Source organism: Cryobacterium sp. MP_3.1 (assembly GCF_035984795.1).
GTDB classification, from domain to species: domain Bacteria; phylum Actinomycetota; class Actinomycetes; order Actinomycetales; family Microbacteriaceae; genus Cryobacterium; species Cryobacterium zongtaii.
In genome coordinates this window covers 37,608-54,261 of the sequence record NZ_JAXCHV010000009.1, presented here as the reverse complement: position 1 = coordinate 54,261, position 16,654 = coordinate 37,608, and the positions used below count along the sequence as shown (strand labels likewise).

13 protein-coding genes and 1 pseudogene are annotated in these 16,654 nt (G+C 65.7%); 8 read left to right on the top strand and 6 right to left on the bottom strand.

Translation table 11 applies throughout. From position 1 onward, the window contains the following. The first annotated feature begins 22 nt into the window (after positions 1-22). Together RCH12_RS07985 and RCH12_RS07980 are read left to right on the top strand one after the other, a co-directional pair. On the top strand, positions 23-961 hold the full coding sequence (locus RCH12_RS07985) for a ParA family protein (RefSeq protein WP_088457775.1): 939 nt from the start codon (positions 23-25) through the stop codon (positions 959-961). Continuing rightward, entirely contained in the window at positions 961-2,001 is a 1,041-nt protein-coding gene (locus tag RCH12_RS07980; RefSeq protein WP_327016560.1) for a ParB/RepB/Spo0J family partition protein, read from the top strand. The genes RCH12_RS07985 and RCH12_RS07980 overlap by 1 nt, the downstream gene beginning before the upstream one ends. A 2,004-nt stretch (positions 2,002-4,005) precedes the next feature. Here RCH12_RS07980 and RCH12_RS07975 read toward each other — a convergent pair. The 6 genes from RCH12_RS07975 to RCH12_RS07950 form a co-directional block, all read right to left on the bottom strand. Further along, positions 4,006-4,965 (bottom strand): D-alanine--D-alanine ligase family protein, encoded by a 960-nt coding sequence (locus RCH12_RS07975; RefSeq protein WP_088457773.1) that lies wholly within the window; start codon positions 4,963-4,965, stop codon positions 4,006-4,008. Between the two features lie 41 nt (positions 4,966-5,006). Beyond that, on the bottom strand, positions 5,007-6,326 hold the full coding sequence (locus RCH12_RS07970) for an aminotransferase-like domain-containing protein (protein WP_327016559.1): 1,320 nt from the start codon (positions 6,324-6,326) through the stop codon (positions 5,007-5,009). A gap of 133 nt (positions 6,327-6,459) precedes the next feature. Next, positions 6,460-6,783, bottom strand: coding sequence for a thioredoxin (trxA, locus tag RCH12_RS07965; protein ID WP_088457771.1), 324 nt, complete (start codon positions 6,781-6,783; stop codon positions 6,460-6,462). 10 nt (positions 6,784-6,793) lie between these two features. Beyond that, a complete protein-coding gene (gene trxB, locus RCH12_RS07960) occupies positions 6,794-7,768 on the bottom strand; it encodes a thioredoxin-disulfide reductase (RefSeq protein ID WP_327016558.1) in 975 nt (324 codons plus the stop codon). A gap of 164 nt (positions 7,769-7,932) precedes the next feature. Then, on the bottom strand, positions 7,933-9,552 hold the full coding sequence (gene murJ, locus RCH12_RS07955; RefSeq protein ID WP_327016557.1) for a murein biosynthesis integral membrane protein MurJ: 1,620 nt from the start codon (positions 9,550-9,552) through the stop codon (positions 7,933-7,935). Next, a complete protein-coding gene (locus RCH12_RS07950; RefSeq protein WP_327016556.1) occupies positions 9,545-11,842 on the bottom strand; it encodes a DUF6049 family protein in 2,298 nt (765 codons plus the stop codon). The genes murJ and RCH12_RS07950 overlap by 8 nt, the downstream gene beginning before the upstream one ends. Positions 11,843-11,932: 90 nt before the next feature. On the opposite strand from RCH12_RS07950, the gene RCH12_RS07945 reads away from it, so the two are divergent. From RCH12_RS07945 to rplI, 6 genes and pseudogenes are all read left to right on the top strand, one after another. Beyond that, positions 11,933-13,363, top strand: a complete 1,431-nt coding sequence (locus RCH12_RS07945; protein ID WP_103429923.1) for a CCA tRNA nucleotidyltransferase — start codon at positions 11,933-11,935, stop codon at positions 13,361-13,363. Between the two features lie 185 nt (positions 13,364-13,548). Next, the gene (locus tag RCH12_RS07940) at positions 13,549-14,523 is read left to right on the top strand and encodes a hypothetical protein (protein ID WP_327016555.1); all 975 of its coding nucleotides are present in this window, start codon (positions 13,549-13,551) and stop codon (positions 14,521-14,523) included. A 267-nt stretch (positions 14,524-14,790) separates the two neighbouring features. Then, positions 14,791-15,159, top strand: a pseudogene (gene rpsF / locus RCH12_RS07935) (30S ribosomal protein S6); the annotation flags it as partial. Between the two features lie 141 nt (positions 15,160-15,300). Next, entirely contained in the window at positions 15,301-15,810 is a 510-nt protein-coding gene (locus RCH12_RS07930; protein ID WP_088457765.1) for a single-stranded DNA-binding protein, read from the top strand. Between the two features lie 54 nt (positions 15,811-15,864). Next, positions 15,865-16,128 (top strand): 30S ribosomal protein S18, encoded by a 264-nt coding sequence (rpsR, locus tag RCH12_RS07925; protein ID WP_035835236.1) that lies wholly within the window; start codon positions 15,865-15,867, stop codon positions 16,126-16,128. 11 nt (positions 16,129-16,139) lie between these two features. Beyond that, a complete protein-coding gene (gene rplI / locus RCH12_RS07920; RefSeq protein WP_088457764.1) occupies positions 16,140-16,589 on the top strand; it encodes a 50S ribosomal protein L9 in 450 nt (149 codons plus the stop codon). Positions 16,590-16,654 lie beyond the last annotated feature (65 nt).

Below are 16,654 nucleotides of genomic sequence, written 5' to 3'. Positions count from 1 at the left end.
CCGTCGAACGCAAAGGTTTCACGTGAAACATCCCGGCGAAGACCAGCAGACCGGCACTCCCGGTTCCGGCGTCGACAACAGCACCCCCCTGGCGCGGGAGATCTCGGATCTGACCCGCCGCCGTCAGGTGATCGCCGCCGAGAGGCTACCCAAGCCCGAGAGCACCAGGGTGATCACCATCTCCAATCAGAAGGGTGGGGTGGGCAAGACCACCACCGCCGTCAACCTGGCCGCCGCGTTGGCCCGCCAGGGTGCGCGTGTTCTCGTGATCGACCTGGACCCTCAAGGCAACGCCTCCACCGCACTCGGTGTGGAGCACCGCGCCGAGACCTCGAGCGTCTACGACGTCATCATCAATGACCTGCCGATGGTGGACGTTGTTCAGAAGAGCCCGGAGTTCGGGGCGCTCTACTGTGTACCGGCGACCATCCACCTGGCTGGCGCAGAAATCGAACTCGTTTCACTCGTCGCCCGGGAACAGCGGCTGCGGCGCGCCCTCGACCTGCACATCAAGGAGATGGCCGACCCCTACGACTACGTCTTCATCGACTGCCCGCCGTCGCTCGGGCTCCTCACGATCAATGCATTCGTCGCCGCCCGCGAGGTGCTCATCCCGATTCAGTGCGAGTACTACGCGCTGGAGGGGCTGAGTCAGCTGTTGAAGAACATCGAGCTGATCGAGAAGCACCTGAACCCGCAGCTCATCGTCTCGACGATCCTGCTCACGATGTATGACAGCCGCACGAACCTCGCGAACCAGGTGGCGCAGGATGTGCGCGATCACTTCCCGAAACAGGTGCTGGACACGCTGATTCCGCGCTCTGTGCGGGTTTCTGAGGCACCCAGCTACGGTCAGAGCGTCATCAGCTACGACCTCAACTCGGCAGGATCGCTCTCCTACCTCGAAGCAGCCGCAGAAATCGCCCGTCGGGGCGTTCCACGAACAGGAGATGCGCAGTAATGGCGAAACGTACAGGGCTCGGCCGCGGTATCGGTTCGCTCATTCCGGTGCAGGACAACCCATCACAGGCCCGGCCCGTCGACGTCTTCTTCCCGTACAACGAGGTTCCGCACGCCGAGGGCACCGCCGGCGCCTCCCCGGTGCCCGGTTCGGCGCCGGCGTCCTCCACAGGTTCGGCTCCGACAGCGACGATCGAGGCGGCCGACGAGGCTACTGTCGAGCTGCTTCCGGTTCCCGGGGCGCGCCTAGCGCATCTGAACCCGGCCGACATCGTGCCCAACGCCGTGCAGCCGCGCAGCGTCTTCGACGAGGACGACCTGGCCGAACTTGTGCACAGCATTCGCGAGGTCGGAGTGCTGCAGCCCATCGTCGTGCGTCCGCTCGTGGAGCAACCGGGCAAGTACGAACTCGTCATGGGGGAGCGCCGCTTGCGCGCCACCAAGGAAGTCGGCCTCGACAGCATCCCGGCGATCGTGCGGGATACCGCTGACATCGACATGCTCCGCGACGCGCTGCTGGAGAACCTGCACCGCGCGCAGCTGAACCCTCTCGAAGAAGCGTCCGCGTACCAGCAGTTGCTGTCGGACTTCGATATCACCCAGGAAGAGCTGGCCAGCCGCATCGGCAGGTCGCGCCCGCAGATCACCAACACCCTGCGCCTGTTGAAGCTGCCCGAGGCCGTGCAGCTTCGTGTGGCGGCCGGCGTATTGTCGGCCGGTCATGCCCGAGCAGTGCTGTCGGTGGGGGACACCGAGGGCATGTTGCGCCTCGCAGACAAGATCGTCAACGAGGACCTGTCGGTGCGGGCGGCTGAGGCCGCGGCCGCTGCCGGACCCAAGCCCGTTGTCGTGAAACCCGCACCCGGAAAGCGGCAGGGACATCTCAACGAGATCGCCGAACACCTCGGAGACCGCCTCGATACCCGAGTGAAAATCAACCTGGGCGCACGAAAAGGCCAGATCACAGTTGATTTCGCTACGATCGGCGACCTGAACCGCATTCTCGGCGCACTCGGGGAACCCGGTTTCGGAGCCAACTAGCGGCGCTTTGTTTCACGTGAAACATTCGGTGTGGGACTAGGCGGGCCTGCCAAACGGCGGGTCTCGCTGATTGAGGTGAGCGAAGTTCTTATACTGATTTTGGGCGCGCTCGCCCGCGGTGGTACTCGCTGATTGAGCATGTGGACATCAGATTTCCGGGTCCTGACAGCTTGGCTCCTCGCCACCCTTCCGGGCCTCGATGACTGACGTGGTCGATGTTCGAATCCGAGGGTCTCGCACGCTCACCCACAGCCGGGCCTCGCTGATTGCGCTTGTCGAAATCAGGCCTGGCGCCTGTCGACGAGTCCGATCCAACGCGGGTCCCCGGGATTGAGCCTGTCGAAGTCGGATCCTCGATGCTCCTGAGCCCGAACCGCGCGGCCGGGAGTCATCGGATTTCGCGATTTTGAGCTCATTTTGGGCGTTGAGAGGGCCACCGTGGCGCGACGAGCCGGCATTTGCGCAGCTGACAAGCGGAGCAGCGGCCTTACGATGGCTCTCAGGGCCGTCAATTCGCGCCAATCTGGCGGGAAGATTGCCTACTGGAGCCCCTTTGCGGCGAGAAACCGGGTGGCCGGTGGTTGACGAACCCTGGCTCACGACGGGTATTCCGTCGAGTGTGATGTTTCACGTGAAACAGCTGCAGCGCGTGGTATCGACGGGCTTGACCAACGACGTGGTGCAACGCGCATGCCATGGCTGCTCCTTCGAGTCGGGTTGACTGGGCGTCCCGAAATCACGGTGCCCCGTTCGAGGAATCGACTCTTCAGGTCTCACCACCCGCTTGAGATTTCTGACATCAGATTCACTGGGCCGGCTGGCACGACGCGCTCTGCTCAGCGCTCACCGTGACCGACCCCTGGCCCGGTTCCGGACGCTCGTAAGACGATCGTGGCGTCGCCGGCCTGTCTTTGGCCGTCCGAAAGCGGGGGAGTGGCCGTTCGATGGCGCTCACGTTTCGGGTTTACGTCAAACGGTCCGGGATTGCGCCGGCTGGACTTGCTCCGAGCGTTGTTTCACGTGAAACACCGGCCGTACCGGGTCTCGATAGGCACGACCACCGAAATGGTATGCAACATCCGTGTTCTGGCCGGAGCACGTCGGGTGAATCTGGCCGTGCCCGCGGCTCGGGACTTCTGGCAGTCTCGTCAAGCTCGGCCGACGTACGTGCGGAGCGCATGCCCTGACGTCCGGATCGTCCCCACCGCTCAGTGAGGGTGTCGGGGATTGACGCGGGAAACGTAATGGGCCCTGACTCGCTCGCTGAGTCAGCCCGTCGAGGTTCCGCTCCCGCTTCTGGATAGGCCCAGCGGGCTCCATGTTTGGTTGATCGAACTTGTCGACGTCAAGTTTCTGGCACTAATGAGTACGAACGATCCCGCGAGGGGAGCGGCCGCAATCGGGGGACTTCAGAGGGCTGTTTCCGAGAAAATGGAGGCGAACTCGGTGGTCGGGGCGGATGCGCCGTCGGAAGCTACCGCGTCTCCGCCCGGTGTTTCACGTGAAACATTTGCCGCCTAGGGTCTGAGTAGGCTCGACCGGCGAGGTGGTTGCGGCCTGCACGTCAGGTCTGGAATGGGCACCCACGGCTGATTGTGGTTGTCGAAAGCGGGTTCCGGTGTCAATAGGGTGCACGGGAGCGCACACAACGGCCTCTACAGCGCAATTTGAGCCGGTTTTGGGCCAGTTGAGGGCGATTGTGGCGCTCCCGACCGGCTTCGGCGGCGTTGACGCGCGGGGGAGTGGACGCGCGGTGGCGCTCGGAGCCGCCAAATCAAACGACGTGGGGACGATGTTCAGATCTGTCGTCAGGAGCGGGTGGCAGCCAAGGTTCCTCCAGCAGGGTCTCGACCAGTTCGACCACCGAAGGGCGCGTCTCGCTTTCTGGCCGGGCCGGCGAGATGGTGACGAGCGGCAACTGGGAGCCGTCGATGACAATGTTTCACGTGAAACACCCACCCTCGGAGGGGGGTGTTTCACGTGAAACATGACGGCAACGCGTGGCTACTGCAGGCTGGTGGAGGCCGCTCGAGCGAGGGCCGCATAGACAGTTCCGAGTGACTCTCCGGAGGCTTCAATGGACTGCGGGGCGAGCGAGGTTTCGGTGAGTCCGGGCAGGACGTTCGCCTCGAGGAACCATGCGACCCCCTCGGCGTCGACCATCAGGTCGATGCGGGAAAGCTGGGCCAACCCCAGCAGGCTATGAATCGCCACGGCGGTCTCGGCCACCCGCTGGGCCACATCCGGCGCGATGCGGGCCGGCGTGAAGAACAGCGTTTCGCCGGCGTTGTAGCGTGCTTCGAAGCTGAAGACGCCACTCACGGGCACGATTTCAACGGCGGGGAGTGCGACGGGCCCGGCACCGGTGTTGATCACCGTGACGGCAAGCTCGGTGCCTTCGATCTTCGTCTCAACGAGGGCGGTCTCGTCGTAGGTGTAGGCATCGACCATGGCGCGGGGGAGACCCGCTGCTGTGTCGACAATGGTCACACCCTGGGCAGAGCCACCCTGGGCGGGTTTGACGACCAGGGGTGTGCCCAGGGCGGTCACGAGGTGCTCGAGCACACTGGCTGCACCGAGGTCGCGGAAGGTCTCACGTGAGAGGGCGATCCAGGTCGGGGTGGCGTATCCGGCGCGACGCACAAGTTCCTTGGCGGTGGGCTTGGACCAGGCCAGTCCTGCCGCTGTGCCACGGGGGCCGACGTGCGGGATCCCGGTGGTCTCGAGCAGTGAGAGCAGGGCGCCGTCTTCTCCGGTCGCACCGTGCAGAACGGGCCAGATCACGTCGGGCTTGCGGGTGGCCAGCTCGGTGAGGAGTCCGGCCTGCGGGTCGAGCACGGTCACGGTGTGGCCGAGCCCGGTCAGCTCGTCTGCCACCCGACGGCCACTGCGCATGGAGACGTCGCGCTCGTGCGAGATTCCACCCGCGAGTACCACAATGTCAAGAAACTCTGATTCGCTCATGATCTGGGGTTTTCCTTCGCTCGAGCCGGAGAAACGTGGGGTTAGTTGATGTCGGGCGGCGGTGCGCCGAAGCGGCGACCGTCGTGGGCGGGAAACAGTGAACCTGTCCCGGCGAAGGTGTCGAGCAGCTCCAGCTCGTCACGGATGACGGTGGCGAGGCGACGGATACCCAGGCGGATGTGGTCCGGTGTTGGATAGCAGAACGAAAGCCGGATGTTCTGGCGACCCTGACCATCCGCGAAGAACGCGGTGCCGGGGGTGTACGCCACGAGTTCCTTGACCGCGCGAGGCAGCATGGCTTTGGAGTCCAGGGTGTCGGGCAGGTTGAGCCATACGTAGAACCCGCCGTTGGGGTTGGTCCAGGTGAGCTCGGGTAGGTATTCGGTCAGCGCGGAGAGCATGGCGTTCTTGCGTTCGCGGTAGACGCCGCGGAAGGTGTTGATCTGACCCTTCCAATCCGCGGTGGACAGGTACTCGGAGATCACCAGTTGGCTGAACGAGCTGGGGGAGAGTACCGCCGCCTCGTTGGCCAGCACGAGCTTCTCGCGGATGGCGTGCGGGGCCAGGGCCCAGCCCACCCGGAAGCCGGGGGCGAGGGTCTTGGAAAAGGTCCCCAGGTACACCACACCGTCGCGCTCGATGGAACGCATGGCATCGGGTGCCTTCTGGTCGAAGTACAACAGCCCATACGGGTTGTCTTCGAGCACCAGAATCTGGTTGGCCTTGGCGATCTCCAGGATCTCCAGACGGCGGGCCCAGCTGAGGGTCACCCCGGCCGGGTTGTGGAAACTGGGAATCGTATAGAGGAACTTGATCTTGCGACCGGCGGCCTTCAGACGCGCGATGTGTTTGCGGAGGGCCTCGGGGATCATGCCGTGCTCGTCCATGGGTACGTGGTCGACATCGGCCTGGTACGACTTGAAGATGACCATGGCGGTGACATAGCTCGGCCCCTCGGCGATGACAACGTCGCCGGGGTCCAGGAAGAGCTTGCTGACCAGTTCGAGGGCGTGTTGCGACCCCGTGGTGACGACGACGTCATCGGCGTGGGCGCGGATGCCTTCCAGCGCCATGACCTCGAGAATCTGCTCCCGGAACAGGGGAACTCCCTGACCAGAGCCATATTGCAGCGCAACGGGGCCCTGCTTGCGCATGACGCTGTCCATCGCATTGATCACGAGGTCTTGGGGCAGGGCGGCGACGTAGGGCATGCCACCGGCAAGGGAGACGACCTCGGGGCGTGAGGCGACGGCGAACAGCGCGCGCACCTCGGAGGCGCGCAGGGCGGCGGCTCGCTCGGCGTAGTGGTGATACCACGGGTCGAGGTTGTTGCCGGCCTGGGAGGTGCCTATCGCTGTCACGTCATGTCCGTTCTGGTGTGGCCTTAATCGTATGGGGTGCGTCGCTGAGCGGCCGCATCCGCCCGAATTTACGAAAACACCCGCCCGGCGGCTGCCGGGCGGGTGTCGGGTTCGCGGAAGAACCTGCCGGCGGCTACTTGAGGTAGGCGGCCAGGTCGGCTTCGAGGGCGGGCTTCGGCTTGGCGCCGATGACGGTCTTGACGACCTCACCCTTCTGGAAGACCTTCATCGCGGGGATGGAGGTGATCATGTACTTTGCGGCGAGGGCCGGGTGGTCGTCCACGTTCAGCTTGACGATGTCGATCTTGTCGGAGTGCTCCGCGGCGATCTGGTCGAGGATCGGGCTGACGGCGCGACACGGGCCACACCACTCGGCCCAGAAGTCCACCAGGACGGTCTTCTCGTTGTTGATGACTTCCTGGTCGAAGGTGGCGTCGGTGACGGCGCGTGCTGACATGTAGTGCTCCTTAGTTGGTGACGCTTGCAAATTCGGGGTCGCCGGCCGCAGCCAGCAAGTCCTCGGGGAGGGTGGCCAGGTAGTGTTCGGCGTCCAGGGCCGCCACAGTGCCGCTGGCGGCCGCGGTGACGGCCTGGCGGTAGGTGGGGTCAATGACGTCTCCGGCGGCGAAGACGCCCGCCTGGCTGGTCTTGGAGGAGCGTCCGGCGACGGCGATGGTGCCCTCACTGGTGAGGTCGAGCAGATCGTGCACGAGGTGGGTGCGCGGGTCGTTGCCGATGGCGACGAACAAACCGCCCACCTCGAGGGTGCTCTCGGTGCCGGTGACGGTGTCACGAAGACGCAGACCCTCAACGGCCTCTTCACCATCGATGCCGACGACCTCGGAGTTCCAGACGAACTCGATCTTCGGGTGCGACAGAGCGCGCTCCTGCATGATCTTGGACGCCCGGAGGGTGTCCTTGCGGTGAATGATGTAGACCTTTTTCGCGAAGCGGGTGAGGAAGGTGGCCTCCTCCATGGCGGAGTCGCCGCCGCCGACAACGGCGATGACCTTCTCCTTGAAGAAGAAACCATCGCAGGTGGCACACCAGGACACGCCCCGGCCGCTCAGACGCTCTTCGTCGTGGATGCCGAGCTTGCGGTAGGCGGACCCGGTGGCGAAAATCACCGTTAGGGCCTCGTGCTTCTCGCCGTTGCCGAGGGTGACCGACTTGACGGTGTCGCCGAATTCGAGCTTGGTCACGTCGTCGTAGACGACCTCGGTGCCGAACTTCTCGGCCTGCTCCTGCATCTTCGCCATCAGCTCCGGGCCCTGGATGCCGTCCGCGAAGCCCGGGAAGTTCTCCACGTCGGTGGTGTTCATCAGTTCACCGCCGGCCTCGACCGAACTGGCGATCAGCAGCGGCTTCATGTTCGCACGCGCGGCGTAAATGGCGGCGGTGAATCCGGCAGGACCCGAACCGATGATGATGATCTGACGCACGCGTAGACTCCTTGAAATCAGTGGAAGAGACGCCTTTCGGCGCCTCACATTCGGGTACAACACATCCTAATCGGAAGCTATTCCGCCCCGTCCGGCTCGGGGCCCCGCTGCACAGCTGCTGTTCAGCAACCGGTCACCCGGCCAGCACCCGCAGCACGGGCGGTCTAACGCCCGAGGCGTGCCTTCAACGGGGCCAGGAAGCCGTGTAGTTCGGAGCTGCGCATCAGAAGCAACAGGCCGAAGTACAGCACGGCCATGACCGAACCGATCAGGATCATGGAGAGAATCGCCGGTCCGATTCCCGACACGGCGAAACCGCCCGCCGTGGTGCCGCCCAGGACGACCAGGATGCCGATTCCCGCGGCGACCGGGACGATCACGGCGACGACGTACTTCACCAGGCTGCGCAGGATCCGCCGCCCGTCGATACCGCCGAGCCGCTTGCGCAGCAGCCACGCGGCCAGGATCGCCTGGAGGATCCCGGAAACCGTCACCACCAGGGCGATGCCGAACGCGATCCATTGCGGCGGAAGCAGGGCGCAGCCGAGCACACCCGTGATGACCAGGACGACCTGGAACAGGGTGAAGAAGAACGGGGTCCGCGTGTCGCCGAGGGCGTAGAAGGTGCGCTGCACGACGAAGAGCACGCAGAAGGCCACCAAGCCCAAGAGGAAGGCGATGATGACGTTGCCGATGGCTTGCACCTGTTCGAACCCGGCTTCGCCGAAGACCGTGGCGAACGGGTAGGCGCAGACCATGATGACCGCGCTGGCGAGCACAATCAGCAGGGTGGTCCCGCGGATGGCCGAGGAGGCATCCGTGCGCAGCTTCTCGGTGTCATCGCGGGCGGCGTGCTCGCTCATCCGGGTGAAATACGCGGTGGCCACGGAAACCGTGATGATCGAGTGCGGCAGCATGAAGATCAGCCACGCCGTGCTCATGACGGTGGAGGAAGCACCTTCTCCCGATGCGAGGGTCACGACCTGCGTTTCGACGATGCCGGCGATCGTGGTCAGCAGCAGCATGCCGAAGGTCCAGCTCGCCATCTTGCCGGCCGCGCCGAGGCCGACACCCCTGAAGGCGAAGTCGGGACGGTAGCGCAAGCCGATGCGGCGCCAGAAGTAGTAGAGCACCACGGCCTGCAACACGACACCGAGCGTTGCGCTGCCGGCCAGCAGAGCGGTCATCCCCGGGGTGAAGTCGGCCGGCGGTCGCTGCCCATCCGTGTCGATACCGAACAGGAGACCGAACAGCAGCAGACCGCCGATGGAGATCACGTTGTTGATCACGGGCACCCAGGTGAACGGGCCGAAGGACTTGCGGGCGTTGAGGACCTCTCCCAGGACCGTGTACAGGCCGTAGAAGAAGATCTGCGGCAGGCACCAGTACGCGAATCCGATCGCCAACGACAGCTGGTCGGGGGAGAAGCCCAGGCCGATGAACCGGGTGATCAGGGGTGCCAGCAGTGTGGCGGCGAGGGTCGTGATGGCCAGGATGCTCAGGGCCAGGGTGACGAGCTTGTTGATGTATGCGGTGCCGCCATCGTCGTGCAGGCTCGCGCGCACGATTTGGGGAACGAGCACCGCGGTGAGGACGCCGCCGGCCACGATCGTGTACACGGTGTTCGGCAGCTGGTTGGCGACCGTGAAGGCGTCGGGGACGTTGCCGATCTGCCCGATGATGTGGGCGAAGACGATGACCTTGAGAAAACCGAGCAGACGCGAGACGAGAGTTCCCGACGCCAGGATCGCACTGGCGCGGCCGACGCCGCCCTGGCTAACCACGGGGAGCCGGGGGGACATCGTCGGCAACAGCCGGGGGAGTGAGGGCGGGGTCGCTGTCGAGAGGGTCGGCGTCAGCTTCGGCTTCCTGTGAACGGTCGCGTCGCCGGTGCACGATGTTGCGCCACACGCCGAAGCCGAAGAACAGCACGACCAGTGCGGCGAAGATGCGGGATCCGATGCCTTCCCAGTCCGCACGCACGTTGACCGAGATCAACGAGGGCTGACCCAGTTCCGCCCCGGACGGGGTGAAGAGCGTGACGCGCAGGCTGACCGCGCCGTTTCCGACCGCCGCGGTCACGGGGATAGACACTGTCTTGGCCGAACTCGCGTCGATCACAGCCTCGACATCGTTGCCCACCACCAGGCGCCCGTTGGAGGGCACAACCTGTACCCGCACCGTGACGGCCTGGCCGAGGGCGTTGTTCAGCGTGACGGGGATGTCGACCTTGCTTCCAACGACATTGATCGGCCCCTTGGTGCTCACCGTGACCGACCGCAACACCTCGGCAGACGTCGCCAGATTGTCGTCAACGGCGGTGCGCCAGTCGTCCGGGTCGGTCCGCCAGGACGTCGCCAGCAGGGCCAGAACGGCGAGCCGATTCGGTGCCGTGACGGCGGACGGATCGGCGAGGGCTGTGGAGAAGGAGACGATCTCGGCTTCCCGGGCGATCAGTCGGCTCGCGAGGTCGACGCTGCTGCTCGGCTCGGCCTGCGGCCGGAAGGTGACGTCGGTGGAAACCGGGGCTGCTGCTGCCGCTGTCAGCGTCGTTGCGGAGTACCAGGGCAGGGCCGACAGTGCGTCGATGGTCTGCGCCAGCCGCGCCGCGGTCGGCGGCCAGCCGCGATCGAGGGTAGCGAGGAGCGTGTGCGCCTGGTCGGGATTCGCGGCGGCCACGACGGCGATCTGGGAGGACAACTCGGCCATGTACCCGCGCCAGTCGTCATCGGTCGTGGCCATGACGGCCGAGCGCATCGCCTCCGAGATCCCGGCGTCGGCAACCAGGCCGAGTTCGTTGGAGCCCAGGTCAACAGTTGTGCTGGTGGTGACGTCAGGGTCGTCCAGGGTCACGTTGCCCGATGAGAGGAGCGTCGTGGTCAGTCCCGCGGTCGCGAAGGCGGACAGGTCTGCCTGAGCGACGGCGTCGTCAGCGGGCCAGGCGATGGAGGTGGAGGTGTAGTCCCAGGCGAGCAGCTGGTCGAGGGTCGGCACAGGGTTTTCACCGGTGGGCTGGTCCGGGACCGCTGGTGCGTCGGACGAGGTCGGTGCGCCAGGATCGACGGCGCTGCCCTCGGGCTCTGGCGCGGCGGTGGGTTCGGTGGGAACGAACAGGGCCGGGTCGGTGGCGAAGGTCAACGAGGTCGGTGAGAGTGGGCTGCTTGACCCGGCCTGAACGGCCAGGGAAGGATCCGAATCTGCATACCCGAGTGGGAATATATCGTTCTCCGCCAGATCGAGGCGGTTCAGCCAGGTGATCGCGGACTCCGGCGCGCTCGTTCCGAGCACTCGGATAGAGGCGATGATCATCGGGTCGACGGCGATCGCGACGGGGCGGTTGAGAACGCCGTCGAGCTGGCGGGTGAGGATACCGGAGCTGGCGGTGTAGGCGGCGAGGTCCTCGGCGCTGATGAGGCCGGTGCTGTTCGCGGGGGTGGTGATCGGCATCGCCACGGCGAGGCTGACCGGGGTGACGACGGGGGGCTGCTGCACGGAGGCATCCGGGTACCAGACGAAGGTGGACCGACTGGACGCGCGCACCGAGTCATCAGTGTTGAGGGAGGCCGCGATGCCGCGCGGTCCCCAGGGGCTCCACTCGAACAGACCGAGCGCGGCGTTGGGGACCGTGACCGCGACCGTGACCGTGCTGTTGGCCTGCACGGGGACGGTGAGCGGGACGCTGGTCATCAGGTCGCTGCCGGTGTCGTCGTCCTCGTCCGAGGCGAGCCAGTCGTCCAGGTCCGTTGAACTGGTCAGCGCGCGCTCCGCCAGGAAGATGTCGATGTTTCCGGCGGGGATGGCGGTGGCGGAATCGTTGGTGATGGTGACGGAGAGTTTGAGGTCCTCGTTGAGGCGCAGGATCGAGGAGGTGGCCGGTGCGACGTGCAGGCCGACGGTGTCGTCGTTGGTCGCCGTGTCCACCGACCCGACGAATGTGCCCGTCGCGGCGGTTGCCGGAGTCACGGTGGCCAGCGCCGGGCAGAGCAGCAGGGGGGCGCACAACAGGGCGGCCACGATGCGACGCCGGATTCCGGGGAGCGCAGGCCGACGCGCGTGATTCGGATCGGCCAGCATGTACGGGATTCTACGGCGTACCCGGGCGAGAACCCTCCGCGCAGGCTGGGTGGCGCGCGGGTGGGACGGGCGAGCAACTACCATTGGGGCATGCAGAGCGTCACGGCAGCCCTCGCAAGACTGGGCGACCTGGCTGCGTCCCCCACGGTGTCCCGTTTGGCGAACTCGTTCGCCGCGGCCGGTTATGAACTGGCCCTGGTCGGCGGTCCCGTCCGCGACGCGTTCCTGAACCGGGTCACCAATGACCTCGACTTCACCACCAACGCCACTCCCGACCAGATCCTGACGATCGTCAAGCCGATCGCCGAGGCGCACTGGGACATCGGTCGTGCGTTCGGCACCATCGGCGCCCAGATCGCGGGCGAGAAGGTCGAGATCACCACCTATCGGGCCGACAGCTACGACGGGCAGACACGCCGCCCCGACGTGGTCTTCGGCAGCAGCCTCGATGATGACCTGCTGCGGCGGGACTTCACCGTGAACGCGCTCGCTCTGCGGCTGCCGCAGCTCACTCTCGTCGACCCGTCTAATGGGATCGACGACCTGCTCAACGGGGTACTGCGGACGCCCACCGCACCCGAGATCTCGTTTGGCGACGACCCGCTGCGGATGATGCGGGCCGCCCGCTTCACCGCCCAGCTGGGCTTCACCCTCGAGATCGACACCGCGATCGCCATGTCCGCCATGGCAGGGAGCATCAACATCATCTCCGCCGAACGGGTCGGCGATGAGCTCGGCAAACTACTCCGCTCGGAGAACCCGCGGGCCGGCATCGAGCTGCTCGTGGAGTCCGGCCTGGCCGCGATCGTGCTGCCGGAGATCCCGGACCTGCGCCTGGAGGTCGACGAGCACCACCATCACAAAGACGTGTACCAGCACACCCTGACGGTGCTCGACCAGGCCATCGGCTACGAGCGAACCCGTAAGAACCTTCCCGAACCCGACCTCGTGGTGCGGTTGGCGGCGCTCATGCACGACATCGGCAAGCCGGCCACCCGGCGGCTCGAGTCCGGCGGAGTGGTGAGTTTTTACCACCACGACGTGGTCGGTGCGAAGCTGGCCAAAAAGCGGCTGCGCGCGCTGCGCTTCGACAACGACACCATCGCTGCGGTGGGCAAACTCGTGGAACTGCACCTGCGGTTCTTCGGTTACACCGAAGGGGCCTGGACCGACTCCGCCGTGCGCCGGTACGTGCGCGACGCCGGCGACCAGCTCGAGCGGCTGCACATCCTCACCCGAGCCGACGTCACCACCCGCAACCGGCGCAAGGCCGACCGGCTGGGCTTCGCCTACGACGACCTCGAACAGCGCATCCGCGAGCTCGCGGCCCAGGAAGAGATGGACTCGGTTCGGCCCGACCTCGACGGTGAAGAGATCATGGCGATCCTGGGCCTGACGCCGGGCCGTGAGGTGGGCGAGGCCTACCGCTATCTCCTCGAGCAGCGCTTGGACGACGGTCCTCTCGGCACCGAGGAAGCCACCCGCCGTCTGCAGTCCTGGTGGGCGGCCCGCAGCGCCTGATCCGCCCGCCCCCTCGGCGAGTTGCCCACGTGCGGACGAGTTGCCCCAGCACACCGGGGCAACTCGTCCGCAGTAGGGCAGCTCGCGGGGGAGCGCCCGTCCTCCACAGGCCGAGCTCGGCCGAGTTCTGCACCGCTCGCGCACCGGTCACCGCCCGGCGAGGCCACCGGGAGACGCTTCTCGGCATGGACCCCAACGCTTCCGCGCTGTCTCAGCTGCGGCTCACCCGCGATCAGCCCGGCCACGACGCGCGCGCCCAGCGCCGCGAGTACGAACACGGCGGCACCGAGCGCCTGCGGCGTGGCATCTACGTGTCGCGGACCATCTGGACCAGCGCCGACGCGGATGCCCGCTATCTGATGCGCATCCAGGCCGCGGTGCTGTCCAGGCAGTCGCGCCCGGTGGTGAGTCACCTGTCGGCGGCCCGGGTCTGGGGGTTGCCGGTGCTCGGGCAGTGGCCTACCGAGGTTCACCTGCAGGGCGGGAGCGGACAGACGCGGACGTCGAAGAACTGGATCGCCTGGCATCACGACCCGCTGCCGGACGAGGACGTTACCGAGATCGACGGCCTATTGGTGACGACGAGACTCCGAACCCTGGTCGACCTGGCCCGGAGCCAACCCTTCCGCTCCGCGGTGATCAGCCTGGATGCCGGACTGCAGGAACAGTTCCTCCTCCCCGGCGGTGCGGTGGTCCCGGCCGTCACGCGTGACGAGGTGATGGACCGGGTGCTGCGGCTCGGAAGTGCGCGGGGCACCCGACGTGCCCGCCGGTCCGTCGGCTTCGCAGACGCGAAGTCGGGCTCGCCAGGGGAGTCCCTGAGCCGCACGGGCATCTTCCTTGCCGGCATGCCGATGCCGGAGCTGCAGGTGGTCTACCCGCACCCTTTCGGTGAAGACCGGGTCGACTTCCGCTGGAAGCGCCGGTTTCACCTGAAACGGATGCCTCTGCTCGGCGAATTCGACGGGGAGGTCAAGTACACCAGGGGCGAGTTCATGGGCGGGCGCACAATCGACGAGGTCGTCTGGGCCGAAAAGCGCCGGGAGGACCGGTTGCGTGCTCCCGGCCGGGCGATGGTCCGCTGGCTCTGGGCGGATGCCTTCCGACCTGAGCGCCTCCGCGCACTGCTCCTCAACGCCGGTCTGCGCCCCACCCAATGAGCACCACCGCAGGTGTGCGCGCCGCGAGTTGCTCTGCCGCGGACCAGTTGCCCCGGAGCACGGGGGCAGCTCGTCCGCAGGTGGGCAACTCGCGGAAGACTTCCGATGCGGAGGGCATCGGAGGGGATGGTGGCGGAATCACCACGGTTCCAGTAGTCTTGGCAGGTTGTCTGTGTGCCGGATTCCCGGCCTCCACGTTCAACACATGCACAACCCTCCTGTTGCAGAAATACTGCAGCCGTTTAGTCCGAAGGAGGTGGGTTAGTCATGCATCAGTACGAATTGATGGTAATCCTCGATCCCGAGATCGATGAGCGCACCGTAGCTCCCAGCCTTGACAAGTTCCTCAACGTTGTTCGCAACGATGGTGGAACCATTGACAAGGTTGACGTTTGGGGTCGCCGCCGTCTCGCATACGAGATCAACAAGAAGGCCGAGGGCATCTATGCCGTCGTCGACTTCACCGCAAACGCCTCAGCAACTGCCGAGCTCGACCGTCAGCTGAAGCTGTCGGAAGCCGTCATGCGCACCAAGGTGCTTCGCGCAGAAGAGGGCATCGCCCAGGTTGCCGTCGCAAGCAAGCTTGCCGCCGAGAAGGCCGCCCGCAAGGCAGCCAACCCGAAGGCTGCTGCTGCTCCGGTCAAGGCCGACGCTCCTGCCGCAGCTCCCGCTGCCAAGGTCGCCGCATCCGCGAAGCCTGCAGCTGCCCCGGCAGCTCCGGTCGCCGTGGACGCTCCTGCCGAGGCAGACGCCGACAAGGCAAGCGACAAGTAGCCCATGGCCGGCGAGACCGTAATCACCGTGGTGGGCAACCTCACCAGCGATCCGGAACTGCGTTACACGCAGAACGGGCTGGCGGTAGCCAACTTCACCATCGCTTCCACTCCGCGCAATTTCGATCGCGCAACGAGTGAGTGGAAAGATGGCGAGGCACTGTTCCTGCGCGCGAGCGTTTGGCGTGAATTCGCCGAGCACGTGGCCGGTTCATTGACCAAGGGTTCCCGTGTCATCGCTTCCGGGCGTCTCAAGCAGCGTTCGTATGAGACCAAGGAAGGTGAAAAGCGCACGAGCATGGAGCTCGAGATCGACGAAATTGGTCCTTCGCTGCGCTACGCCACCGCCTCCCTCACGCGCGCGCAGTCATCCTCTGCTCCCCGCGGCGGCGCGCCCGTCGCGCAGCAGCAGGGTAACGACGAGCCCTGGGCACCCAGCGCCCCCGCAGCCAACACTGGCGGCGGCGACGTCTGGAACACCCCGGGCAACTTCAGCGACGAGACCCCCTTCTAAGCCGAACCTCACGGTTGACGGCTGCACTCACACGTTTTAGAAAGTTAGGAAATCATGGCTGGAAAGTCGAGCGGCGACCGCCGCAAGCCGCTCCGCGGTGCTAAGGGTGGCAAGAACGCCGCTCCCGCGAAGTCGATCCGGGTTGGTGTCATCGATTACAAAGATGTCCCCACTCTTCGGAAGTTCATCTCAGAGCGTGGAAAGATCCGCGCCCGCCGCATCACCGGCGTCTCCGTCCAGGAGCAGCGCCTGATCGCGCGTGCCGTCAAGAACGCCCGCGAAATGGCCTTGCTGCCCTACGCCGGCTCAGGCCGGTAAGGAGCCCTCACATGTCGAAATTGATTCTGACGCACGAGGTCTCCGGCCTCGGTACCCCCGGTGACATCGTTGATGTCAAGAACGGGTTCGCTCGCAACTACCTTCTCCCCCAGGGCTTCGCTGTTGCGTGGACCCGCGGTGGCGAAAAGCAGATCGAGCAGATCAAGGCCGCCCGCGTAGCCCGCGAGCACGCCACCCTCGAAGAGGCCCAGGCTCTCAAGGCAACCCTTGAGAACACCAAGGTCAAGCTGGTCGTCAAGGCCGGCGCCGGCGGACGCCTGTTCGGCTCCGTCAAGACCACCGACGTGGCCGACGCGGTTGCCGCGGCCGGCCTCGGTGCCATCGACAAGCGCAAGATCGAGCTCAGCCCGATCAAGCTGACCGGTGAGCACACTGCGACGGTTCGTCTGCGCGACGAGGTCAGCGCGACCATCACCCTTCAGGTGGTAGCCGCAAAGTAGTCTCGTTTCATCAGGAGTAGCGGCGGTTTCGAAAGAAGCCGCCGCTACTCCTATTTAACGCCCAA